The sequence below is a fragment of the Alteromonas portus genome (assembly GCF_005117025.1).
Taxonomy (GTDB): Bacteria; Pseudomonadota; Gammaproteobacteria; order Enterobacterales; family Alteromonadaceae; genus Alteromonas; species Alteromonas portus.
In genome coordinates, this window is record NZ_SWCO01000003.1 from 190,577 (window position 1) to 213,701 (window position 23,125).

General features: G+C 41.0%; 22 protein-coding genes. 17 read left to right on the plus strand and 5 right to left on the minus strand.

Going from position 1 to position 23,125, the window contains the following annotated elements; all coding sequences use genetic code 11:
- Positions 1–5: 5 nt before the first annotated feature.
- The 6 genes from E5672_RS07180 to E5672_RS07210 all read left to right on the plus strand — a co-directional run bounded on the left by E5672_RS07180 (position 6) and on the right by E5672_RS07210 (position 7,002).
- Entirely contained in the window at positions 6–1,328 is a 1,323-nt protein-coding gene (locus E5672_RS07180) for a DUF6005 family protein (protein WP_136781576.1), read from the plus strand.
- On the plus strand, positions 1,325–2,170 hold the full coding sequence (locus tag E5672_RS07185) for a sugar phosphate isomerase/epimerase family protein (RefSeq protein ID WP_136781577.1): 846 nt from the start codon (positions 1,325–1,327) through the stop codon (positions 2,168–2,170). Before E5672_RS07180 ends, E5672_RS07185 begins: the two co-directional genes overlap by 4 nt.
- Before the next feature lie 38 nt (positions 2,171–2,208).
- Entirely contained in the window at positions 2,209–2,544 is a 336-nt protein-coding gene (locus E5672_RS07190; protein ID WP_136781578.1) for a hypothetical protein, read from the plus strand.
- Between the two features lie 246 nt (positions 2,545–2,790).
- The gene (locus E5672_RS07200; protein WP_136781580.1) at positions 2,791–4,347 is read left to right on the plus strand and encodes a PepSY-associated TM helix domain-containing protein; all 1,557 of its coding nucleotides are present in this window, start codon (positions 2,791–2,793) and stop codon (positions 4,345–4,347) included.
- 18 nt (positions 4,348–4,365) lie between these two features.
- Positions 4,366–5,514 carry a heparan-alpha-glucosaminide N-acetyltransferase domain-containing protein gene (locus tag E5672_RS07205; protein ID WP_136781581.1) on the plus strand — a complete coding sequence of 383 codons (1,149 nt, stop codon included), beginning with the start codon at positions 4,366–4,368 and terminating at the stop codon, positions 5,512–5,514.
- A 138-nt stretch (positions 5,515–5,652) separates the two neighbouring features.
- Complete coding sequence (locus tag E5672_RS07210) at positions 5,653–7,002, plus strand: DUF2254 domain-containing protein (RefSeq protein ID WP_136781582.1); 1,350 nt, start codon at positions 5,653–5,655, stop codon at positions 7,000–7,002.
- Between the two features lie 811 nt (positions 7,003–7,813).
- Here the strand turns inward: E5672_RS07210 and E5672_RS07215 are convergent.
- Positions 7,814–8,299, minus strand: coding sequence for a hypothetical protein (locus E5672_RS07215; protein WP_136781583.1), 486 nt, complete (start codon positions 8,297–8,299; stop codon positions 7,814–7,816).
- A 350-nt stretch (positions 8,300–8,649) separates the two neighbouring features.
- Between E5672_RS07215 and E5672_RS07220 the strand changes: the two genes are divergently transcribed.
- The 3 genes from E5672_RS07220 (at position 8,650) to E5672_RS07230 (ending at position 12,753) form a co-directional block, all read left to right on the plus strand.
- Entirely contained in the window at positions 8,650–9,420 is a 771-nt protein-coding gene (locus E5672_RS07220; protein WP_136781584.1) for a rolling circle replication-associated protein, read from the plus strand.
- 1,562 nt (positions 9,421–10,982) lie between these two features.
- Positions 10,983–12,191 carry a tyrosine-type recombinase/integrase gene (locus E5672_RS07225; protein ID WP_136781585.1) on the plus strand — a complete coding sequence of 403 codons (1,209 nt, stop codon included), beginning with the start codon at positions 10,983–10,985 and terminating at the stop codon, positions 12,189–12,191.
- A 211-nt stretch (positions 12,192–12,402) separates the two neighbouring features.
- Positions 12,403–12,753 carry a hypothetical protein gene (locus E5672_RS07230; RefSeq protein ID WP_136781586.1) on the plus strand — a complete coding sequence of 117 codons (351 nt, stop codon included), beginning with the start codon at positions 12,403–12,405 and terminating at the stop codon, positions 12,751–12,753.
- A 33-nt stretch (positions 12,754–12,786) separates the two neighbouring features.
- Here the strand turns inward: E5672_RS07230 and E5672_RS07235 are convergent, their stop codons facing one another.
- Together E5672_RS07235 and E5672_RS07240 are read right to left on the minus strand one after the other, a co-directional pair.
- Positions 12,787–13,143 carry a diacylglycerol kinase gene (locus E5672_RS07235; protein ID WP_136781587.1) on the minus strand — a complete coding sequence of 119 codons (357 nt, stop codon included), beginning with the start codon at positions 13,141–13,143 and terminating at the stop codon, positions 12,787–12,789.
- Between the two features lie 146 nt (positions 13,144–13,289).
- On the minus strand, positions 13,290–13,712 hold the full coding sequence (locus tag E5672_RS07240) for a universal stress protein (protein ID WP_136781588.1): 423 nt from the start codon (positions 13,710–13,712) through the stop codon (positions 13,290–13,292).
- A gap of 204 nt (positions 13,713–13,916) precedes the next feature.
- Here E5672_RS07240 and E5672_RS07245 point away from each other — a divergent pair, with 204 nt between their 5' ends.
- Positions 13,917–14,393 carry a c-type cytochrome gene (locus E5672_RS07245; protein WP_136781589.1) on the plus strand — a complete coding sequence of 159 codons (477 nt, stop codon included), beginning with the start codon at positions 13,917–13,919 and terminating at the stop codon, positions 14,391–14,393.
- Positions 14,394–14,472: 79 nt separating this feature from the next.
- Here E5672_RS07245 and E5672_RS07250 read toward each other — a convergent pair whose 3' ends face one another.
- Positions 14,473–16,104: an FMN-binding glutamate synthase family protein gene (locus tag E5672_RS07250; protein WP_136781590.1), complete on the minus strand. Its 1,632-nt coding sequence runs from the start codon at positions 16,102–16,104 to the stop codon at positions 14,473–14,475.
- Between the two features lie 338 nt (positions 16,105–16,442).
- Between E5672_RS07250 and E5672_RS07255 the strand changes: the two genes are divergently transcribed.
- From E5672_RS07255 to bfr (E5672_RS07265), 3 genes are all read left to right on the plus strand, one after another.
- Positions 16,443–18,014 (plus strand): cation:proton antiporter family protein, encoded by a 1,572-nt coding sequence (locus tag E5672_RS07255; RefSeq protein WP_136781591.1) that lies wholly within the window; start codon positions 16,443–16,445, stop codon positions 18,012–18,014.
- 134 nt (positions 18,015–18,148) lie between these two features.
- Positions 18,149–18,625, plus strand: a complete 477-nt coding sequence (gene bfr / locus E5672_RS07260; protein WP_014949586.1) for a bacterioferritin — start codon at positions 18,149–18,151, stop codon at positions 18,623–18,625.
- Complete coding sequence (gene bfr, locus E5672_RS07265; RefSeq protein WP_014949587.1) at positions 18,625–19,092, plus strand: bacterioferritin; 468 nt, start codon at positions 18,625–18,627, stop codon at positions 19,090–19,092. The genes bfr (E5672_RS07260) and bfr (E5672_RS07265) overlap by 1 nt, the downstream gene beginning before the upstream one ends.
- Before the next feature lie 119 nt (positions 19,093–19,211).
- Here bfr (E5672_RS07265) and E5672_RS07270 read toward each other — a convergent pair whose 3' ends face one another.
- Entirely contained in the window at positions 19,212–19,691 is a 480-nt protein-coding gene (locus E5672_RS07270) for a hypothetical protein (RefSeq protein WP_136781592.1), read from the minus strand.
- A gap of 229 nt (positions 19,692–19,920) precedes the next feature.
- Here E5672_RS07270 and ccoN point away from each other — a divergent pair, with 229 nt between their 5' ends.
- From ccoN to ccoP, 4 genes are read left to right on the plus strand one after another with little or no spacing between them, the layout of a single operon-like run.
- Positions 19,921–21,354, plus strand: coding sequence for a cytochrome-c oxidase, cbb3-type subunit I (ccoN, locus tag E5672_RS07275; RefSeq protein WP_014949589.1), 1,434 nt, complete (start codon positions 19,921–19,923; stop codon positions 21,352–21,354).
- Between the two features lie 15 nt (positions 21,355–21,369).
- Positions 21,370–21,975: a cytochrome-c oxidase, cbb3-type subunit II gene (gene ccoO / locus E5672_RS07280; RefSeq protein ID WP_071951601.1), complete on the plus strand. Its 606-nt coding sequence runs from the start codon at positions 21,370–21,372 to the stop codon at positions 21,973–21,975.
- A gap of 1 nt (position 21,976) precedes the next feature.
- Positions 21,977–22,138: a cbb3-type cytochrome oxidase subunit 3 gene (locus E5672_RS07285; protein WP_014949591.1), complete on the plus strand. Its 162-nt coding sequence runs from the start codon at positions 21,977–21,979 to the stop codon at positions 22,136–22,138.
- 16 nt (positions 22,139–22,154) lie between these two features.
- Positions 22,155–23,108: a cytochrome-c oxidase, cbb3-type subunit III gene (gene ccoP, locus E5672_RS07290; protein ID WP_136781593.1), complete on the plus strand. Its 954-nt coding sequence runs from the start codon at positions 22,155–22,157 to the stop codon at positions 23,106–23,108.
- Positions 23,109–23,125: the final 17 nt, after the last annotated feature.

The window sequence follows — 23,125 nt, forward strand, 5'->3', positions numbered from 1 at the left end:
ACGTTATGAATTTAGACTCTTTAATAAATACAATTAAGCATGTGCTTACGCACGACATGAAATCACAACACGCTGAAAAGTTTTCTCCTTCGGCACGCCTGAATGAAGATCTTTACATTGATTCAGTGGTGCTAATGCAGATGCTGATTCAACTAGAATTGTCTTACGACATTGAAGTGCCCGAAAGTGCAATATCCCAAGATGATGTTAGAACGGTAGAGAGTCTTGCGCGTTTTATTTTATCTCATCAAGATGGAAGTCAAGACGAAGATAACACCCAGGTTCAGGAAGTGCCCTTCGAAGATATTAAGGTCCACTGCTTTGTAAGCTGTTTGTGTGAAAGTATCAAAGCTTCTCCACAAGTCGACCACCGACCTTTTTACTTCGGAGTGTGGGATGCCGATGTTGTCGTCACGCAAGAATATACGCTTGCTTATCATGACGAGTCTGTCAGCCACGACTTCTTTATTCAGTGGTATAAACGTATTTATGGTGTAGAGGTTACGTCTTGGTATGACAGCAAGAAAACGAAGGCAGAAAACATAGCCGAATTAGAAAGCTTGCTCGACAATGCTACTGCCTCGCAAAACATCATGGTAATGCTAGACATGTACTTGTTACCTGAACGGGAGAATAAGTTTAACCAGAACCCTTTCCCTCATTATGTGATGTTGAAGAAAACAGACAACCAACAACGCTGGTTTATGTTTGATCCAGACTTTAGGTGGGAAGGAGAGGTTGAACGCACGGATGTTATCAATGCTATTACATCACCGCATGTTGCAGGGGGGTACCTATTCGATAGTAATGAAATCGTGCCTTCGTCACTTAACGCTATTTCTCAATATTTTGAAGCGACATTCTTCCCTGAGCAAAACCTCCTTACAAACGCCATTAGGAAGATTGTTATTGCCCATCGAGACAATTTAAATGGTAAGGGGGAAGAGTTAGGTGATGCATTAAAGCAAATACCCGTTCTTGCCATTAGGAAGTATGCATATGAACACGGGTTCGCTTATTTCTGGCGCGACATTGGGTTTCCAGAAGTCACGTTTGAACTGTGGTGCGATGAAATAGAGAAACTCGTATCGACGTATAAAGCAATTCAATACCGTGCAATTAAACTTTCAGAGCTGGCGAAGGAAAGCAAAGAGACGACACTGCTTTTTGAAGAAATTATCAGGTTGCTCGACGAGCAAGATACTACCGAGAAACAGATAAAGTCGAAGCTTAATAATGTTTACCGTGAATGGTTGGCGTTTCACCAACTTCATACTAAAGCAGATCCCAGTTTAACGAGTGCTTGTGACCTGGAGGCTGCCGTATGAACCTTTCAGTATGCACCATTTCGTTCAGACATCAGCTTATATCAATAGCAGAAATCGCAAAATGGTCTGTGGCTAATAGCTTCCAAGGTATTGAACTGTGGGGAGCCCACGCGACTAATTTAGAGGATCAGCCCCTATATGGAAAAGATTGGCTTTCGAGTTATTCATTAAGAGTCACTATGCTAAGTGACTACTTGCCTCTTTTCGATGAAGTTGACACCTTATATTTTAAAGTCCACCGCCTTTGTCGTTTAGCTAAGCACTGGGGGGCCACTAAGATACGTACATTTGCTAGTAATGAAGCAAGTAGCGCTATCACTGATGACAAGAAGCATTTACTTTTTGAACGGCTGAAGCTCGTTTGTGATTGGCTGAGTGACTATGACCTTAACTTAGTGATTGAAACACACCCGAACACCTATGCTGACTCTGTAGCCTCTACTATCGAGCTTTTCGAGGGGGTTAACAAAACGAATCTGCAGCTTAACTTTGACGTGTTACACGTGTGGGAGTCTGGCGCAGATGTTATCGCATCTTGTGAACTACTGGCTCCATATATCAACCACTTTCATTTCAAAAATATTAGTAGCAGTAAGCATTTAAGCGTGTTTGCACCCGATAATGTTTACGCTGCTGCAGGTTCACGAGAAGGAATGGTACCCATTTTTGACGGTGCGGTAGATTACCAAGGGTTCATTGAATACCTGTATTCAAAGCCACAAATACGCAACATAGATTCGTCGTTAGAGTGGTTTGGCAACAACTGTAAAAACGTTCTTAGTCAAGACAGGTACAAACTTCAAAAAATGAGTCAAGCAGCCGTCACTGCTCTCGCCATTTAAACCCAATGGTAAAGATAAGCAAAAGGATTTGAATCTATATGTTTTTAATTACAAATATACTCGCATTACAAACATTATGGGGCGGGTGCGCAGCACTTTACTTTTCATCTACGCATCAAAGAACGGATGCCCCCACCATATCGAAGGTTTTAAGCAGAACTTTGTTCGTCGCCGCATTAATAGTGGCTGTTTTTCTTTTAAAAGAGCAACACAACATTTGGGCGGTTGTGTTTTCCATCATCACTATGATCATGATGAACTTTATTTTAATAACCCTTATCGGCGCACATGAAAATCGCTCATTAAGGGTTGTTGTGTATGGCACCGTTATCAACTTCGCCTTGTCTTTAATGGGAGGGGTTTATGTGGCGTAAAACACTGCTTTCATTCTTTATCGGTTTAGTGCTTAGCATAAGCATTATTTTAAATATAAACCACTTTTTACCTGTTGATGTAGACAGTAAATTACTAGCGGGTTACATACTCGGCTTTTTACTTTGGGCTGGATTAATCACCTATTTTTACTGTTTTGAAACCATCAAAAAGCCGTTCCTTCAATGCTTATGCGTTTTATTAGTTTCGCTTGTACTAAATGTACTTATTAAGATAGGAGTTGTCGCATGAAAGCCAGTGCAATTCGTTCTGCATTAGAAGGTCACGGATGGATAGGGCTATTTATTTCAATTCCTCTGTTTATCGTGTTTTGGGCTGGTTCTCTTACTTTGTTCTATCCAGAATTAAAGGCCTGGTCGGTTTTACCCCATACAGAAGCCCGTTCAGAGTCAAACGCTTTACCGTTAAGTGAAATAGTAGATACAGCTCTCTCTGATTATAATGTGGACACGCAAGAAAGAATGTTCGTGGTACTGCCAACTGACACGCTGCCACTGTATGAGCTTTATCTTCCTGAGAAAAAAGATGGCGCCGCTCATAGTGCGCTAACTTCGCTATATGTAGACCCGATAAATGGAGAAACCGTAGCTTCTATTGACAGTTTCCACTTAGCTGATTTTCTTTATGGTTTACATATTGATTTAAATTTGCCATTAGGCGACCACATTGTTGGAATAATTACCTTATTTTTCACAGTTGTCATTTTTACCGGCCTAATTGTTCAGTTTAAAAAGCTAATAACACACTTTTTTTACTATAGAGGCTCAAAAGCTACACTGCGTAATCAGCTTACAGATATGCACAATGTAGTAGGGGTGATGAGCTTACCTTATACATTTATGTATGCGCTTACCGGCTTAATGTTTAATCTGGGCTTGATTTCGCAAATCGTCACGCTTTTATTTGTCTACGATGGCGATAGAACTGCGCTGCTGAATGACTCAGGGTTCCCCAGAATAACAGAGTCGTATGCTGGCATCGAAAGAGAAATGCCAGACCTAGACGCACTGGTCGCATCGTGGGAAGAAGAGCAAAATGCAAAGGCTCACTCGCTACGGCTGACAAATTATGGTGACGAAAACGCGTTAATTCGCATCATAGGTCAACATGAAACAAACTTTTCCCAGCGTATCGATATGACTTACCGCGTACGTGAAAATGCATTTTCTGCAGAACTAAACCCCATTGAAAGAAATGCTTTTGCCGACGGAACCCGCTTTCTTTATGCGCTACATTTTGGTCACTTTGCTGGCTTTGATGTCAGGGTTGTTTTTTTCATTCTGGGCCTTGCCGTATGCGGTCTGATAATAGTTGGCAACATGCTGTGGCTTAATAAATTTCAAAATAATCGCAGTATCTCACAACGGTTTAAACGTAATATCTCCGCGCTTACTTTAGGAGGTTGTGCGGGCATTATTCCAGCTACCGCGACTGCATTCCTACTTGAGAGAACATTAGCTGCCAGTTTGGATAACAGGGCGCTGATGGTTGAAGCTGCTTTCTTCTTAGTTTACGGCCTTTCGGTAATCGCCGCATTTTTCACGCAAAATGGGCTTAGAACAATAAGTGGCATGGTACTACTGAGCGGGATCATCCTAGCATTTTTAACTGTGGTTGAAGTGTTTGGCCACAGCCAAAGCATAATGCAATATTTTAATACTAACTATAAAAGCCTTTTTTCTGTGTCTTTCATTTTTTTGAGTTGTTCCTGCCTGCTTCTTTGGTTAGGTATGAACTTATTAAAAAAGAGTGAACTGACAGGCAAAACCTTTACTGACCACTAATAATAAAAAGCGAAACGCATGAAACTATTCTATTTACCCCATAACTCAGCCACGCCTAGCGTTAATAGACAACTGACTTTTGACGTAGCAAAAGGTGTGGCAGTGTTACTTATGATAATGATTCATGTACTCGATTTTTACGGTTTGGACGAGGTCAGGTTCAGCACATTTGGAATGGCAATCAAATTCGCTATAGGTTGGCCTGCAGCATCAATGTTTGTTTTTATTATGGGAGTTTTTGTAGGGTCCTCCACGTCGTCCACACCCCACGAGGAAATTAAACGCGCACTGTCGCTATTCGTACTTGGCTACCTACTCAACCTTGTTCGCGGAACAATACCCATGTGGCTGTCGCTTAAGTTAGGGCTTGTAACTTATCAGGATGTTGCACCTCACACGCCTTTAAGTGAACTGCTAATAGGGGATGTACTCCAGTTCGCTGGCATTTCTTTATTAATATGTTCCTCGTTGAAACATGCGACCAATAAAATCTGCATTTGGTTAGGCGCGGCTACCGCTATCGCTTTTTTATCGCATAGTGTTTGGGATAAATACACGTCACTAACTATTTTTGATGAGTTGCTGAAACTATTTGTTGGGAACGAAGAAGTAGGGGCTATATTTCCTATTTTTCCATGGGCTGCTTATCCCATTGCAGGAATGGCATTCGGGCGCTTTTTAAAACGAAAAAATGATTGCGACGCTATAAACTTCACTTACTGTCTTAAGCTAGGCGCAGTATGCACGACCTTAGGCGTTTTGCTTACCTTAAGTAACCCTGACTATCACATCGTTACAAACCTTCGAAGTGGTCCGGGTGTAGTCTTACTAATGAATGGCATTGTTATGCTATTTATCTTTGCAATTCATTTGTTTGTAGCTAGGCTCAAAGCAACCTATGTGGTTTCGCTATTTGCTTTTTGGGGTAAAAATGTTACCGCGATATATGTACTACAGTGGATATGCATCGGTTGGGGGCTTATGCTGGTTGGGCTACAACAATTATCAATGTTGAGTACCTTAGCAGCCATGCTTATTGTTTTGTTAATCAGTCACTATCTTGTATTACCTTGGTACAACTATAAAAACAGAACAATAAGCGCTACGCCCGAACCTTGTTCTTCACGTAAGGAAACTCGTGTCAAACTAGAATCGGCAACGCAATAGTAGCTCAATCCCTTCTAAGATTTAGACGCGTAATACCTATTACTCTTAAGCTTTGTTCTTACGTAATAAAGATAAGATAAATCAAAAACCTAATAACTTTCGTACTTACTGAGGAAAGTAAATTCAGAAGAGAGCAACGTGGAAGCACCAATAACTGTAGATAGACTTAGGTTTCTTGTTTATAGCCTGAAAGAAAAGCTTTGGGTAAAACCTCTTGGGTTTTGCCTTCTATCTATTCTTGCCGTATTTCTAGCTAAAGTGGCTGACGGTACTTCACTAGCCGAGCATATCCCTGAAATCAAACCGGAATCTGTTGAGGCACTGCTCTCCATTATGGCATCGAGTATGATGGTAATTGCCACATTCTCAGCAGGGACTATGGTTAACGCTTATGCATCAGCGAGTCGATCATCTACGCCTCGTTCACTAAGCCTTATCATTTCTGACGATGTATCACAAAATGCATTGTCGGTATTCATTGGGGCGTTTATTTATAGCGCGGTAGCGCTTACTGCAATGACCCAAGCTATTTTTAATAAGGCTGGGCTGTTCATATTATTTTGCTTAACGTGCTTAGCCTTTGTGGCGGTAATTTTAACCTTTATCCGATGGGTAGATAGCGTAGCTCGTTTAGGCCGTGTGGGGTCAACGCTATTAAAAGTAGAAAACGCCACGACACGAGCAATAAAAAACAGAATAAAAAGCCCCTGTCTGGGAGCTGTTCCGCAAGAAGAAATAAAAGAGCAGGGGAGTTACGCTATTTTCACGGACAAAGTAGGGTATATCCAGCTTATCGATATCGCGAAGCTACAAACTCTAGCAAAAAGCAAAGACTGTTTTATTAATGTTGCTTTACTCCCCGGTGAATTTGTCACCCCAGAACGCGCATTGGCGTACTCAAATACAGAATTAAAAAACGATGAAGTTATCAGCGCCTTTACTATAGGCGAAGCACGATCATTTGAAGCAGACCCCAGATTTGGATTTATTGTACTGGCTGAAATTGCATCTCGAGCATTGTCTCCATCTGTCAATGACCATGGTACAGCGATAAATGCTATCAGTAGCATCACCAGATTGATGTTGCTGTGGCACAAACCTGTCTATCAGGATAATAATGTAAAGCATAAAGGTAGCGAGACGCGTGCTAATCGACATTCAGAAAATGAAAACGACAAGGAACAAAGCCAAAATCAAAACGACAGGAAGTATGACCGCGTATCATTACCCAAGTTGAGTGTCGACGATTTATTTGATGACGCTTATACAAGTATTGCCAGAGATGGTGCGGCTAACATAGAAGTGGCCATACGAATTCAAAAATCTCTCAACACTATCAAAGCCTGTTTCAATAACAGCGACACAGAGATAGATAAAGACTTCACCAATGTAGCGAACAAATTAGCTAAACAGAGTTATGAGCGCGCAAAATTAGCATTAGACTATGCTGAAGATATAAAGCGAATTGAGCGTATTTATCAAAGCTAGACCTTAACTAGATGCAGAATAAAACTAGATAGTAATAACCATTTCGGGTTTCTTTTAAATTGTTTTTTTCACATTGTCCCAATAGTCACGATAGCTTAGTTATTTGAAAGCACTTAATTAATAGAACAATTATTACTGTGAGTTTGCTTGGTGTTATTGGAAAGCTTTCGGTGTGCGAATTGAATCCATCAAAACAATGGTTCGTTGGTAGCTAATACTCAAACAATAAAAATCCAAATCTACAAACATAATTATACTCATAGCGTATATTAAACAGTCTGACTATCTGGCTGATAATACGAGCTTTTTTGCGTATCTCAATTCCATATTTTGTTGCCAGTTCTTCTGCATGACGGTAGTAAGTTTCGCGGCTCATGAGGAAATATGGATCGAAGCCAAGCAACCACGTGATGTAGGTGCCACGTAGTCTACACGGCATGCGTACCAAAAGTAGCTGTTGTTCAGTGGTCAAAGTTACTGGTTTATTCATGCCATTATGTATGTATAAAAATAGAGCAGCTAAATCGTTTTCTTACGGTATAATACACCAAAACATGGACGATTCTTTGTATCGCAGCTCTGCAAATGAATCTAGGCAAGAAAGCCAAGCATCAAGCGCTAATAGAATAACGGCCTGTTGCTTTATGAACGAAGAAACTCTTAACTTTATTGAAAAGATGATCGCTATCGAGCCATTAGTTGTTTATTTGATTATTGCTTATTTTACTGTTAGTAGAATTTGTAAAACGTTCGAGATTTATCTTCAAAGTAAGAAGTAGATCAAAGCCCTCAGATATTGGGGGCTTTTTTATTACTGGATACCCATTCTAAGCGGTAGTGGTATTTCCAACTCTTTAGCCAAGTAACTTGTAAAAAGTATTATCGAAGCAATAAATATTGCCGTAGAAACCCTTAGTAAAAGGGCTCTACATTTCTCCCACCAATCCATTGTGGCATATTGTTTCTTAACATCTACTAACTTATCCAAAGCGTTTTTAGCTTGTGAAAATTTGTTTAGAATATCTTTGTAAGAGCTTTCAAGTGTGTTGGTTCTAAAAACTTTAGAATTACACTTTTCTGCTAGTGCACTTTTTATTTCTTCAGCTGTCACGTTTTCATTGTCTCGTTGAAGCTTTAAAACTTCTTCGACAACTTTGTGAGTATAGTTATTCAACAACCCATTGCATTGTTTCTTATAGGCTTCAGAGCTAGATTTAATGGTATTATTTCTAGCATCACTTCCAAGTTTTTGAATTGACTCTTTGTACTCTTGAGTGAAGTTATCTAAAAATTTCATTTAAATTCCTTTTTAATGCCCATCGGGCATGCAGTGAACGAAGTGAACGGGTATCCCTTGGTAGATACGCCAAATCTTCTACCCCCCCAACGGCATGCAGAAGTCAGCAATGAGTAAATTCGCTGATTGCCATCCTGCTAAACCCCGCGTAGCGGTTCGGATGTCTGTTACACCCGAACTAGACCCCGAAATCCCATGGTAGTTACCTACTGCGACGTTGGGAACGGTTCCCGCTTGCGGGGAAGAGTTCCCAATAGAGCAGGGGGCATACTCCCTGTATACATTACTTCCGCTAATTCAGTCAATTACAGTGCCCCGTCGGGCACTTCCAATTCTAAAAGCAATCCCGTATGTTTCAATGCACGAATCGAAAAACTGACGAAAAAACACACCAAAACGACCTCGAAACACAAATTACCAAGCGGACTGCGTCTGGGTTTATCTCTTTATCAACAACTGGAACGCCCACTGAAATACACAAAATAGACCGTGACCAATCCAGATTACGCAGAATGAATCACGGTGTATTAACTTCAGCCAGACTCCATGAGGAAGATTTACAGCAACGTAAAGCGCGTTATCGACGTGCTATGGTTACGCTGACATATCGAAACACCGATGACTGGAGAGCCGATGATGTGAGTTACTTCATGCGCTTGGTTCGCCAGTGGTGCAAACGTAGACGCATCGATGTGCGTTATGTATGGGTGGCTGAATTACAAAAACGCGGTGCCGTTCATTACCACATAATATTCTGGTTGCCGATCGGAGTGACGTTGCCAAAACCTGATAAACAAGGTTGGTGGCCGCATGGAATGACACGTATTGAATGGGTAAAAAGACCCGTGGCTTATTTAGCAAAATATGTGTCTAAAGGTGAAGATAAAAAATTCCCTAAAGGCTGTCGAATTCATGCGTTCGGTGGATTATCTGAATCAGGTAGAAATGAGCGTTGTTGGTGGTTAATGCCAACGTGGGTAAAAGAGATTGCAGACATCGACGATAAACCACGTCGCGCTAAAGGTGGAGGTATCGTGCTGAAAAGCACAGGCGAAATAGTTAAATCCCCGTGGAAAGTCATCATGACTGGCATGGGGATCTTCGTCGTTAAAATAGCCTAGATAATTAGCCGCGTTCTACGTGAATAAAATTAAATAATCAGGGTAATCATGCTGCACATTTTACGTAGCGCACGATTTAATTTATTACGTCTAAATCAAATCATCTGAGCAGTTTTAAATTAAAAGTAGAGACACAAGTGCGATGTTCACGCACAAGCGTAAACACCAACACAGCAGCCACGCATAAAAGTCTGTAAGTACACACAGCCAACAAACCAACCAAATAGGGCGACATCATCGCCCTAATCCTCCATACACTTAATTACGCATAATGTATATTATGTTAAATAGAGTATTAAAATAGATATAGAAAGGACCAGGAAATCGTTACATTAAATTTCAGCGCTGACCTACTGTTAGTAATTAATATCAAAGCAGTTTAATGCGATAACTGTTTTCTAAATATGGAGATTTCAAACAACGACATAATTGACGTTTAACAGTTTTCATATCTGCTTTAAAATTAAAGGTACCTTAGCTATTTTTAATATTTACGAACAACATGCTTTACGATTTAACCGTTTTTATCAGCTATTGTTCTTGGATAAAAAGCTAAACGCTTATGCAGCTATTTTGCTAAGCTAAACGATAAGTTGTCGTTATTTAATACGAAACATTGTCTTGTTCTTTATATATCATGGTTGGATTTAAGATTATAAATCTGAGCTAAGTCGCCGTAGTTTATTGGTATGAAGTACATAAACAAGGCTAGCTTATTCATTAAGCTATGTTTTATTTACCTTTGCAGCTCAATAGCATTTTCTTACGATTATCTTGAATATTAGTACAAGATAACGGTTTTATTTAATTAAGTTAGAAGCCTAGTTTTCATCTACGCAATACCAGCAACCAATATAATACTAATAACTATTAAAGGTTCGGATAATAATTAGACATTGCTTCGACCGCGCTTTGATAGTTTGAAAACTTAGTGGCAGATAGACGCTCTATTACAAAGTGTACATCACTGTGTATTGAGCTATCGCATGCAGGAAATAACTGCGAAGATACGGGGACGAATTGCTATCACCTATTCCGCAAGAAAAGTATTCAGTTTCTATAGCGCATTCACAAAACCAAAGTTATTGGTAATTTTAAACCTAGAAGTTCGATACTAAGAGATAACAAAGGTGTCGCTTTGGTTAAAATTTTTGAGCATTTTTCAGGCGACGCTACGTGAAATCTGAGCGCTTATTAGGGTCTTTGCCTTGCAGATTTTGCGTAGGGCACGATTTAAAATAGTGCTAAAAATGTACAAAGAATGCGTCAATTATTGAATACTTAAGCACTTGTCTAGTGAAAGCCGCTAATGAACGTACATGTCGTATAGAATCAATCTGTAAAACCAACTTACAACTGTTTATATATACAGCTTTATGATAGAGTGATTTATCAAATTTTGATGAGGCGGGTTAATATTTTGCCTCAATTAGCGTGTTGGGACTAACTTTCACGCATGATAACTGTAATTATCATGCGTGAAATATCAATATAATCAATACTTTACATGAAATTGTGAAATCTAGCATAATACTGCCGATACGTGATCACCAGGTTATTTAATGTCTTCTAAGTTTACTCATTCACAGGAAAATTCGCACAGTATAGTTAGAAACGACAATCGCTCTAGTGCTTCTCAGCCAGACTCAATTAAAGAAACCATTAATATTCAGGGCATGGATAATTCTAATGACAACGCATACACATCCAGTTCTCAAGGTTTAACCTCATCTGATAATTCATCTTCCGGTAAAAGTTTTGAAAGCTATTATCAGCAATACTACCGTGATATTTTCACCAAGCTTCCATACAACACACAACGTGCATACATCAGTGATTACAACGAGTTCGCAATATTTTGTAGGCAAGCCAAGCTGGACGGTTTCAAAAACGACTTTGAACATAATGAACGTTGTATCAAGTATTACGTAGAGGAGCTTTGTCGCTCTCCCCTAGCCTATAGAACCATTAAGCGTCGATTGTCTGCACTGAGTAAATTCTTAGGTGTGGCTAAGTTACCTAACCCAATAATTAGGTCTGCCTATCTAAGAGATTTTATTCGCCTATCACTTATCGAAAATAGAAAGTTTCGTTTGTCTCACAAACAAGCGGTTCCTCTTACTATCGACATGGTTGAGCAAATTAATAATGCCATTATTCCAGACTCTTTATTAGAGCTTCGTGACCTTGCGATCATCAATTTAATGTTTGATGCATTACTTCGTGCCGACGAACTGGTAAGGGTTTGTATTGAAGATATATCAACACGAAATAATACTTTGTTGGTGGTTTCCTCAAAAAGTGACCAATCGGGTCAAGGTCAATATCGCTATGTATCTTCAAGTACTATCTCTATGGTTCAAGAGTATATTAACGAAGCTAATTTAGATCCAAAAACAAAAGCGCCTCGACAGCCTACAGATTTACGCGGTATACACAAAGGTATCTTGTTTAGGCGACTTACAAACCATAAGACGGCGCTTTTGCCGTTTAATGAAAACATACCAAGTCATCAGGCAAATGTACTTAATTACTCCAGCGTGTATAGAATTTGGCAACGCATTGCTAAGCGTGCAGGAATCAGTGAAAACATTACCCCACACAGCGGACGAGTTGGTGGTGCTGTTTCTTTAGCAGAAGATGGTGCGTCTTTGCCTGAACTTCAACTGGCTGGAGGCTGGCAATCACCAGAAATGCCGGGGCACTATACCAAACAAGCGAACGTAAAACGTGGCGGAATGGCAAAGTTGTCGGAAAAGAGAAAAAGATAAAGCGCATAAAAACAATAACATGCAACACAAAAGGTTACGCATAACCTATTTTAAACACAATCACTGTACTCGCCTACTCCATTCAGACTTTTTACCAATCTTAATCTGCTTCACGTCCGTATTAAAAATTGAGTTCGTAATATTAAAAGTGCCAGTTCAATATTACTGGGCCAAATTAGTTTGGTATACGCTAGCGTAAAAGGAGTGATATATGAGTAGCGGTATTGATACAAAACATGGAAAATTACTCGCTGAAATGGTGGTTCCTTCTTCGTCATGGAATGTACAGCCTGAAAAGCAAGACCCATTTAAGTCGCAAGAAGCAGCGATAGAGTATCTTAATTCAAATAACGAGCCTTTATATCTTCACGTGCCCCTTGCACAATCGGACGATTACGTCCGAGTTTGCGTCACTTCTCGAGACGATGATGTTGTATTTACAATCAAAGATATAAATAAAGGCGGTGAAACTTCACTGCACTATTCGCATATTAAAAACTTAGATAGCACCATCCGCACCCTTGTTTTAGAGTGTTGTGGTCAGAAAATCAAAGCCCTGTAACCACGGGCTTTTTTTGCTTAACCTTTACTTGCACTACCAAAGAATACTCACCCATGTGAACCCGGCAAGCGTTAGGCTGATAAAGACAGCTGCGGAAGCTATATCTTTAGCACGCCCTATCAATAAATGTATGTCTGTACTTACATGGTCACAAAGTTTCTCTACGGCAGTATTGAGCAACTCTGTGATTAAAACTATCAATAGCGACATCACAAGCAGTATTCGCTCTACGCTTGTAACCTCTAGCAAAAAAGTTACGGGTATTAAGACTAATAAAGCGAAAACTTCTTGTCTGACTGCAGCTTCACTTTTAAAGGCTGCGCGAAGCCCTTTTAGTGAATAGTAAGTGGCATAAAGTATCCGAGATATGCCCGTTCGTTTTGTAATCATATTAAGTAATCACAAGGTAAGTGACAGCTTTTTCAAAACGTAGCCAACGTTCGTTACATATGCATTACAGTCAATAATATTTCTGTGCTATTTATTAGCATTAAAATTTTGAAATTTGTTATTTTTGTACCTATCGCTAAGCTAATTTACACCTTAACCGCTAGTACGTCTGTTTTTACACCATGTAGTACCGCATTCGCTGTGGACCCAAGTAAAAGTCGAAGACCACTTTGACCGTGAGTGCCTACCACAATAAGATCTGCATTAATCTTTTCGGCCATATGGTGAATTTCATCAGCAGGCGAGCCAATCTCAACATTAATGTGGCTGTAAGGAATATCGTGTTTTGCGGCAACATCTTTTAATTGTCTTAATGCCTGCTCCCTTACTTCCTCTGAAAAATCCCGTTCTAAGAATAATCCATAAGGCTCTACATTTGTTTGCGGATAGGCAACATACAGGAGGTGAATTTTATGGCTATTTCCCGCTATCGCAATGGCTTTCTCTACTACCAATTCGTAGTCAGAATAAACATCAATAGGTACTAAAATTGTTTGGTAACCCTGCATTATGGCACTCCTCAACGTTTCATTAGTAACGGCATTATTAATACCATGCAGCTTAAGTGTTCTGTTAAATAGTAAAGCCATACATCTTATTATTCTTTGAGCCAGGTCAATGATTAGTCCTCAGGGGCGTTCATAATTAACGTATGCAATTTAGTTCTTGTAAAGGTTTCCTGTCTGAACTTTAAACTAACGAGGGAAAAGATTATGAAAATGGCAATAATTATTACAGCTGTGCTTCTTCTGTTTGCCTGCGAGCAGGGGGCGAACTCGCCACGGGGCTTTAGTTTACCTGAAGGCAATTCGGAACAAGGCTATCAGGTATTTAAAAAGTATCAGTGCCAGGATTGTCATCGCATTGCTGGAGAAAAAGAACCAGAAAACGCAAAATACTTGGTAGCAAAAGCAATTCCATTGGGAGGTAGCAGCGGAAGAATTAAAACATATGCTGAGTTAGTAACAAGCATCATCAACCCATCGCATAAACTTACCCCTCGACAACCTGCAAGTTTCACCAGCGAAGACGGTGTGTCATTAATGCGGGTTGTAAACGACGAGCTAACCGTTTCTGAACTAATAGATTTAGTGGCGTATCTTCAGCCTAAATATAAAGTAACACCCTACAGAACGAGTGATTACCGCCTCTATCAACTGCGTATTCCAAGCGAGCAATCTAAAGATTAACTCAAGATGATTTAGACAATAAAATGCAAAGCGTGACTCCAAAATCGATATTTGATTTGGAGTCATGGCTTAATCATTTTTAAGACACCGCCTTCGTTTCTTTCTCTATTTCAGCCAATAAACTACACGGCATAAAGCTTTCAGCACTGCCTTCCTTCAAATGTAGTTTAAATCTATCGGGCACGTCGTCTGTTAAGAAACTTCCTGTTTTCACAAGCGGAAAAATCTCGTCGTAACGCGCAATATGACACTGATCAACCCGCCTGAATATATGGGTGCGATTGAGTTCGCTCGTTTTCACATGCCCTGTAGAAGATAGGATATCCATTAGTGCATGGATGGTCTTTTGGTGAAAACGGTACACGCGCTCGTATTTGTCTTCAACGTTTAAGCCCTTAGCAAGCTTAGGGTCTTGCGTTGCTACACCGGTCGGACATTTATTCGTATTGCATGATAGCGATTGAACACACCCAAGGGCTAACATCATCCCCCTGGCACTATTACACAAATCCGCGCCTAAACTCAGGTTTTTAGCAAGTTGAAAAGCCGTGATTATTTTTCCAGAAGCAATAATTTTAATTTTATCGCGCAGCCCAAAGCCAGTAAGGCAGTCATCAACAAATGCCAATGCTTCGCGTAAAGGAAAACCAATAGAGTTAGTGTATTCAAGGGGCGCTGCTCCCGTACCGCCTTCGCCGCCGTCGACGGTAATAAAATCTGGTGTGACACCTTTTTCTACCATTGCCTTGCACATCGCAATGAACTCACTCTTTCTACCAAGAGCGAGTTTAATTCCCACTGGTTTGTACCCACTTAATTCGCGTAACTGGCTTATAAAATCAATCATTTCTAAGGGCGTCGAAAATGCTTTATGCCTAGGTGGAGAATCTACTTGGGTACCTGGTTCAACACCTCTAATTTCAGCGATCTCCGGCGTATTTTTATAAGCTGGAAGAATACCACCATGGCCCGGTTTGGCACCCTGACTCAGCTTTATCTCTATCATTTTTACATTGTCGAGTTTGGCTTTCTCTTTAAAAAGAATGGGGTCGAACCCACCATTTTTACTTCTACAACCAAAGTATCCTGTTCCAATCTGCCATACGATATCGCCGCCGTTTTCTAAATGATAGGGCGTTAAACCACCCTCGCCTGTATTATGATAAAAACCGCCTTTAGCAGCGCCCTTGTTTAGCGCTAAAATGGCGTTTTTTGATAAGCTGCCAAAGCTCATTGCACTTATATTAAGTACACTAGCTCGATAGGGCTTCTTACAGTGTGGACCACCTACCGTTACTCTAGGGTCCTCATCCATGTCTTCAACCTCTCGGGCCGATAAAGAATGTCCAATCCATTCATAGCCATCTTTATAAGTATCTAATTGTGTGCCGAAAGGGACAGTTTCTCTGCTGTTTTTGGCACGTTGATACACAATAGATCTAAACATGCGAGAAATAGGGGCGCCGCTGGTATCAGTCTCGATGATGTATTGTTGAATATAAGGCCTAAGTCCCTCAACGGTCCAACGAACTCGGCCAATTAGGGGAAAGTTTTTAAGTATGGCGTGTTTAGTTTGGAAGGCGTCGTAAAGACCAAAAATCAATAACGTGACGGATAAAAGTAAAAACCACCAAACGGGAGTCCATAATAGACCAATCACTATATTAAAAGCGACAAGCAAGGTAAGCACGGTTAAAATTGTTAAACGCATTCAAAATCCTTCTATATTTCTGGCCATCTTAATCTAAGAGATTACGCCTATAACCCTGTTCAATACACTCGAAATTGGGAACTAGATTTACATTAGCAGTAAATAACTGATTTAGTGTTTGAATATTCTATATTGAAGGCCATAGATTGTTGGTTACGCGTTACCAAAAAATCAATTTTCCATGCTTTTTTAGCTGCGGAAACAAACCATAGCGTGCTAGTCTACAAACTTTCGTATAATAAGTTAGCTCGTCGATTTATAGCAATCGCTAGTTAAAAGATGAAGTAACCTGTAAAGGGTAACAGCATCTAAGTTCAATATTTTTTGAAAGGTAATTCATGGAGTATGCATTTCTTCTTTTCGCATTTGTCTGCGGCTTAACAGTTAAACTTATTGGCATTCCTCCTTTAGTTGGCTACTTGGTGGCCGGCTTCTTATTAAATTTTGCAGGCTATACACTTACAGACGATTTAACCCAAATTGCCAACTTGGGTATTACCATTATGCTTTTCACCATCGGGTTAAAACTCAATATCCGTGATTTAAGTCGTAGAGAAGTTTGGGCAGGAAGTGTTTCACATACCTTAATATGGGTGGGCGTTATTACCTGTTGTGTTTTTGCAATAGGTGCGGTTGCCGCCAATATCGTTGACGGTCTGACTTGGAAAAGCGCTGCGCTTATCGCATTTGCACTTAGCTTCAGCAGTACCGTGTGTGTAGTTAAAGTGTTAGAAGAAAGTGGCGAAAGTAAAACCCGCCACGGCCGCCTTGCCATAGGCATTTTAGTTATGCAGGACGTTTTTGCTGTTATCTTCCTTGTCGCAGCAACTGGAAAGCTCCCCTCTGTGTGGGCCCTCGCCTTGTTGGCCTTATTCCCAGCAATGCCTATTATAAACAAAATGATAAATAAGTCGGGCCACGGTGAACTGCTCCCACTCACTGGCTTTATCCTCGCTCTAGGTGGCTATCATTTGTTTGAACTGGTTAATATTAAGGGCGATCTTGGAGCACTAATCTTTGGAATCATGTTGGCGCAACATGAAAAGGCTTCGGAGCTAGCGAAATCACTACTCAGTTTTAAAGACCTATTCTTAATCGGCTTCTTTCTTACTATCGGCCTAACCGCCCTCCCCGATTTCAGCATGATCGTGCTCGCTATTGTGTTCTGCTTTTTTATACCGTTAAAAGCAGCACTCTTTTTCGGCTTATTTACGTCACTTCGCCTTCGTGGTCGCACGGCTTACCTAAGCAGCTTAGTGCTTTCAAATTACAGTGAATTTGGCCTTATTGTTGGTGCGCTAGCCGTTTCATTAGGTTTATTGGCGAACTCCTGGTTAGTAGTGATTGCCTTAGCCGTATCTATTTCGTTTGTGATTACCAGCGTGCTTTATCGCAATTCACATTCTCAATATCACAATCATAAACACACCATTAAACGTTTTGAGAAAAACGAACGATTGAAAGAAGACATTTATCCTACTCTCCACAACGCGGAATTTTTAGTGTTGGGGATGGGACGAGTTGGTCGCGGTGCCTTCAATGCGCTATCCAAATTAAGTGATGTGAGCGTATGGGGAATGGACGCCGACCGGGTGAAAGTGAAAGAATTATCTGACGAAGGCTTAAACGTAATATGCGGCGACGGTGAAGACGTAGATTTGTGGGATAATTTAGATATCAAACAGATTCAGCTTGTTTTGCTTGCTCTGCCTTCTATACAGGACTCAATAAATATCACTCGTCAGCTTAAAAACGCGGGCTATGTTGGAAAAATTGCAGCCATTGCACGCTATGAAGATGAAGTATCACATTTATTAGAAAACGGTGTAGATAAAGTCTTCAACTTCTTTACCGAGGCAGGGCTTGGTTTTGCTGAAGAAAGTCTTGCTTATGCCCATGCACAACAGTAATGCTGTTCTAAATGCGAACAATGGATGAATTGAGAAACGTTATCGTTTGTAAACAACTGTTTTACAAAGACTTTTTTGACATCCTTACATATTTAGACTAAACTTCACGCAAATACGTTAATAGGGTTTACACAATGCAAGGTGATAAACAAGTTGTTGCAAAATTGAACGAAGTACTGACAAGCGAACTTACTTCGATAAATCAATACTTTCTGCACGCTCGTATGTTCAAAAACTGGGGTTTTTCTGAACTTAACGAAAAGAATTATAAAAAGTCTATCAAGGACATGAAGCAAGCGGACGATCTGATCGAGCGCATTTTATTCCTTGAAGGCCTTCCTAATCTTCAAGCGTTAGGCAAGCTTTATATTGGTGAAGACACCGTTGAAATGCTGTCATGTGATGCGCGTTTTCAAAAGGAACAGCTTCCACTACTTCGTGAAGCCATCGCCTTATGCGAAGAGAAACAAGATTATGTCTCTCGTGATCTGCTAGAAGACCTTCTTGAATATGAGGAAGAGCACCTAGACTGGATTGAGACGCAAGAATACCAAATTGATGCGATGGGTATAGAAAACTACCTACAAGCGCAAGTAATGGGAGATGACTAATGAAAGGTAACCAAGCAATCATTAATGGCTTAAACGAACTACTCTCTTATGAGTTAGCTGCCATGGATCAGTATTTCATTCACTCTCAGATGTATCTAGATTGGGGGCTGAATAAGCTGTACGAGCGTATCGACCACGAATTTGATGACGAACGTGGACATGCAACTAAGCTAATTGAACGCATGCTGTTTTTAGAAGGTACGCCTGACATGACGAAGCGCACGGGCTTCAAAGTGGGTAAAGATGTACCTGAGATGCTAGAAAGCGATTTGCGTGTTGAATACGAAGTTGATGCAAAGTTACGTGAAGTCATTGCGCTTTGTGAAACCGAGAAAGACTATGTAACTCGTGACATGCTAATTGTGCTACTAGACGATACAGAGATGGATCACGCACACTGGCTAGAGCAGCAACTTGGCCTTATTAAGCGACTAGGTATTCAAAACTACCTTCAGTCGCAAATGTAAGAAAAAGCGTTCACGCTACAGTTTGCAAATTATAAATAATGAAAGGTCGCTAAACGCGGCCTTTTTTAATGCCTGTTTATCACCTTTATCTTCAAAGGGCATTGTAAGTCTTTGGCCCCTTACTGCTGCGTAACAAAATATAAATAGCTGGGGCTGTCCTTATCTTTAATATTTAGACGTAGTTGCCATTTCATAACTGGCTCACTACAACTGCCTAACATAAACCAACCCGACCACTTTCCTTGACCGTCGTTATCTAACAGCACGGGAATTTTGCCCATATACATGTTTATCCCTTCAATCCATGCGCTTTCAATTTCCGCACCGTCTGGAATAAGAAGTTTAACCGTTACCGATTCTTCAGGTTCAGGCATGGTTGAAAAAGTGGCAATTGCCAACTTGTCATCAATTAAGAATTCGCAAGTTTCATTGACAAAATTGCAGCTGTTTCCTATTCCATTAACTACGCTCGTGTCTTTTAACACCGATGACTGGAATTTATGTGCAAGGTATACACACACGGCTACAACAATAATAGCCACTAATGGAAGCTGGGAATGTAAAAATTTTGATCGTTTATTGTTATTGTTATTTAGCATTTCTTAAATTTTGTGTATTTCTTCATTGACTGAGATCAAGCTTAGGTAGTTTATGGTATCTTTTTGTAATTAAAAACCTTATCATCCGCGTACCAACTGGCTTGGAGACAATAATTATTACTCTTTCCGAGCTCGGTGTGAAGCGTTATTCCTTAGCTGATACACGTCTCGACCGTACTATTCCGGCAGTTGGAGACCATAGTTCATTTGAAGTGGAAGATTCATTAAAATGAGTGAAATAAGCCAAGCACAACCTGACTACAATTATAAAGTAGTTAGGCAATTTACCATCATGACCATAGTCTGGGGTATCATTGGTATGGGCCTAGGGGTATTTATTGCCGCGCAATTGTTTGCACCTATGCTTAACTTTGACACACCATGGCTAACATTCTCACGTTTGCGTCCGTTGCACACTAACGCCGTTATTTTTGCCTTCGGCGGCTGTGCGCTATTTGCAACGTCGTACTACATCGTTCAGCGTACCTGCCAGGTAAGACTGTTCAGTGACAAACTTGCCGCATTTACCTTTTGGGGTTGGCAAGCCGTTATCGTTTTAGCTGTTATCACCCTGCCTATGGGTTTAACCAGCTCAAAAGAATACGCTGAACTAGAATGGCCAATTGATATCCTTTTGGCACTGGTTTGGGTCGCTTATATCATTAACTTCTTCGGAACCCTAGTAATCCGTAAAGTTTCGCACATTTATGTTGCAAACTGGTTCTTAGGCGCGTTCATGTTAACTGTTGCAATTCTTCATATTGGTAACAGCATGGCTATTCCGGTATCTTTCACTAAATCGTATTCACTGTATGCAGGCGCAGTAGACGCTATGATGCAGTGGTGGTACGGCCATAACGCAGTAGGCTTTTTCCTAACTGCGGGCTTCCTTGGTATGATGTACTACTTCGTACCTAAGCAAGCTGGTCGCCCGGTTTATTCATACAGACTTTCAATTGTTCACTTCTGGGCACTTATCTCTCTGTATATCTGGGCTGGTCCTCACCACCTTCACTACACTGCCCTACCAGACTGGACTCAGTCACTAGGTATGGTGATGTCTATTATCCTATTCGTTCCATCTTGGGGTGGTATGATTAACGGTATTATGACGCTATCTGGCGCGTGGCATAAACTTCGCACCGACCCAGTATTGCGTTTCCTTATTGTTTCATTGTCTTTCTACGGTATGTCTACCTTCGAAGGCCCAATGATGGCAATCAAGACCGTTAATGCACTATCTCACTACACTGACTGGACAATTGGTCACGTACACTCTGGTGCTCTAGGTTGGGTTGCAATGGTTTCAATTGGTTCAATTTACCACTTAATTCCAGTGCTATTCGGTCAGCGCGCTATGTATAGCACCAAGCTAGTTAACGTACACTTCTGGTTCGCAACTATCGGTGTTGTTTTATACATCGTAGCAATGTGGATGTCTGGTGTACTACAGGGTCTAATGTGGCGTGCAGTAAATGCTGACGGTACGTTAACCTATAGCTTTGTTGAGTCATTAGAAGCGTCTAAGCCTTTCTATGTGGTTCGTTTCATTGGTGGTTGTTTCGTGGTAGCAGGTATGCTTGTAATGGCATACAACACATGGAAAACCGTTCGTGCACCTAAAGGCAGTATCGCTGCAGATCCAGCGACTCAGCCAGCGTAGTAAAGGAGACGAATAATGAAAAACGCACATGAGTTAATTGAAAAGAACGTCGGTCTGTTAACGGTACTAATTCTTATCGCTATCAGTTTCGGTGCCATGGTTCAAATTACGCCGTTGATGTTTCAACAGCAAGTAATGGAACCGGTAACAGGCTTACGTCCATATACCGCGCTTGAGCTTGAAGGCCGTGATATCTACATCCGTGAAGGTTGTGTAGGTTGTCACAGCCAGATGATCCGTCCATTCCGCGCTGAAACAGAGCGTTATGGTCACTACAGCGTTGCTGGCGAATCAGTATGGGAGCACCCTTTCCTTTGGGGTTCTAAGCGTACTGGTCCTGACCTAGCACGTGTGGGTGGTCGTTACAGCGACGAATGGCACCGAGTTCACCTGCTTAATCCTCGTAACGTAGTACCAGAGTCGAACATGCCAGGTTTCCCTTGGCTTGCGGAAAACACGCTTAATGGCGAGTTAACAGCTGAAAAAATGGAAGTATTCCGTGGCTTCGGCGTTCCGTATACCGACGAAGATATCGCGGGTGCGAAAGCGGCAGTACAGGGTAAAACGGAAATGCAAGCCCTTATTGCTTATCTACAGTCTCTTGGCACACATTTGAAATAATATGGACCAGGGAATTGTAGGCAGCATTTTTACTGTCATCGTCTTTGTAAGCTTCATCGGTGTTGTGTGGTGGGCGTTTAGCAGCCGCAACAAGAAAAAATTCGATGAAGCTGCAAACCTAGTGTTTGCAGACGAAGAAAAAGAAAAATCAAAAGAAGATTAGCAGGAGTCTCGAACTCATGAGTATGTTTTGGACAATTTGGATTTCAGTGATAACCCTAGGGTTAATCATTGGTTGCTACTTCCTTCTTCGCTGGTGCCTGTCTAACAAGACTGGCGTAGCTGAAGGTGAGTCAATGGGTCACGAATTTGATGGTATTGAGGAGTTAAACAATCAACTTCCTCGCTGGTGGACAATTATGTTCTATATGACCATCGTTTGGGGCTTTATATACCTAGCGCTTTATCCTGGCCTAGGAGCGTATGAGGGTATTTGGGGTTGGAAGAGCTCTAACCAAAATATTCAATCACTAGAAGAGTCAGCTCAGGCGCGTATTGATGCAAAAGAGCAAGGCTACCTAGTAGAGTATGACCGTGAACTAGATTTTGCTGCTGAGAAGTTCGACCCGATCTTCGAAGCGTATGCACAAGTTCCTGTTGAAGAACTGGCTAAAGACCCAGAAGCAAACAAAGTAGGTCAGCGTTTGTTCCTACAAAATTGCTCTCAGTGTCACGGTTCTGATGCACGTGGTCAAAATGGCGGCTTCCCTAACCTAACAGACAACGACTGGTTGTACGGCGGTTCAGGTGCGAAAATCGTAGAAACTCTTACGCTTGGTCGTAAAGCAGCTATGCCAGCATGGCTAGATGCTATGGGTGAAGACGGTATCGAAGAAGTGGTTAACTACGTACTTAGTTTAAGCGGTCGCGATGTGGATCCACAGCTTGCAGAAGCAGGTAAAGCACGTTTCGCAGCGTGTGCGGCTTGTCACGGTATGGACGGTAAAGGTAATCAAGCACTTGGTGCACCAAACCTTACTGACAATATCTGGCTATACGGCGGCAGCCACAGAGCGGTAACAGAAACGCTTACTTACGGCCGTAACGGTGTAATGCCTTCATTCAAGAAAACCTTGGGTGATGACAAAATTCACGTTGTTGCAGCGTATGTTTACAGCCTTTCAAATGATTAATGATTTAAATCATTAAA

Coding starts and splice junctions, on each gene's coding strand:
- E5672_RS07180 (WP_136781576.1), top strand. CDS start 6: ATGAATTTAGACTCTTTAATAAATACAATTAAGCATGTGCTTACGCAC.
- E5672_RS07185 (WP_136781577.1), top strand. CDS start 1,325: ATGAACCTTTCAGTATGCACCATTTCGTTCAGACATCAGCTTATATCA.
- E5672_RS07190 (WP_136781578.1), top strand. CDS start 2,209: ATGTTTTTAATTACAAATATACTCGCATTACAAACATTATGGGGCGGG.
- E5672_RS07200 (WP_136781580.1), top strand. CDS start 2,791: ATGAAAGCCAGTGCAATTCGTTCTGCATTAGAAGGTCACGGATGGATA.
- E5672_RS07205 (WP_136781581.1), top strand. CDS start 4,366: ATGAAACTATTCTATTTACCCCATAACTCAGCCACGCCTAGCGTTAAT.
- E5672_RS07215 (WP_136781583.1), bottom strand. CDS start 8,299: ATGAAATTTTTAGATAACTTCACTCAAGAGTACAAAGAGTCAATTCAA.
- E5672_RS07220 (WP_136781584.1), top strand. CDS start 8,650: ATGTTTCAATGCACGAATCGAAAAACTGACGAAAAAACACACCAAAAC.
- E5672_RS07225 (WP_136781585.1), top strand. CDS start 10,983: ATGTCTTCTAAGTTTACTCATTCACAGGAAAATTCGCACAGTATAGTT.
- E5672_RS07230 (WP_136781586.1), top strand. CDS start 12,403: ATGAGTAGCGGTATTGATACAAAACATGGAAAATTACTCGCTGAAATG.
- E5672_RS07235 (WP_136781587.1), bottom strand. CDS start 13,143: ATGATTACAAAACGAACGGGCATATCTCGGATACTTTATGCCACTTAC.
- E5672_RS07240 (WP_136781588.1), bottom strand. CDS start 13,712: ATGCAGGGTTACCAAACAATTTTAGTACCTATTGATGTTTATTCTGAC.
- E5672_RS07245 (WP_136781589.1), top strand. CDS start 13,917: ATGAAAATGGCAATAATTATTACAGCTGTGCTTCTTCTGTTTGCCTGC.
- E5672_RS07250 (WP_136781590.1), bottom strand. CDS start 16,104: ATGCGTTTAACAATTTTAACCGTGCTTACCTTGCTTGTCGCTTTTAAT.
- E5672_RS07255 (WP_136781591.1), top strand. CDS start 16,443: ATGGAGTATGCATTTCTTCTTTTCGCATTTGTCTGCGGCTTAACAGTT.
- bfr (WP_014949586.1), top strand. CDS start 18,149: ATGCAAGGTGATAAACAAGTTGTTGCAAAATTGAACGAAGTACTGACA.
- bfr (WP_014949587.1), top strand. CDS start 18,625: ATGAAAGGTAACCAAGCAATCATTAATGGCTTAAACGAACTACTCTCT.
- E5672_RS07270 (WP_136781592.1), bottom strand. CDS start 19,691: ATGCTAAATAACAATAACAATAAACGATCAAAATTTTTACATTCCCAG.
- ccoN (WP_014949589.1), top strand. CDS start 19,921: ATGAGTGAAATAAGCCAAGCACAACCTGACTACAATTATAAAGTAGTT.
- ccoO (WP_071951601.1), top strand. CDS start 21,370: ATGAAAAACGCACATGAGTTAATTGAAAAGAACGTCGGTCTGTTAACG.
- E5672_RS07285 (WP_014949591.1), top strand. CDS start 21,977: ATGGACCAGGGAATTGTAGGCAGCATTTTTACTGTCATCGTCTTTGTA.
- ccoP (WP_136781593.1), top strand. CDS start 22,155: ATGAGTATGTTTTGGACAATTTGGATTTCAGTGATAACCCTAGGGTTA.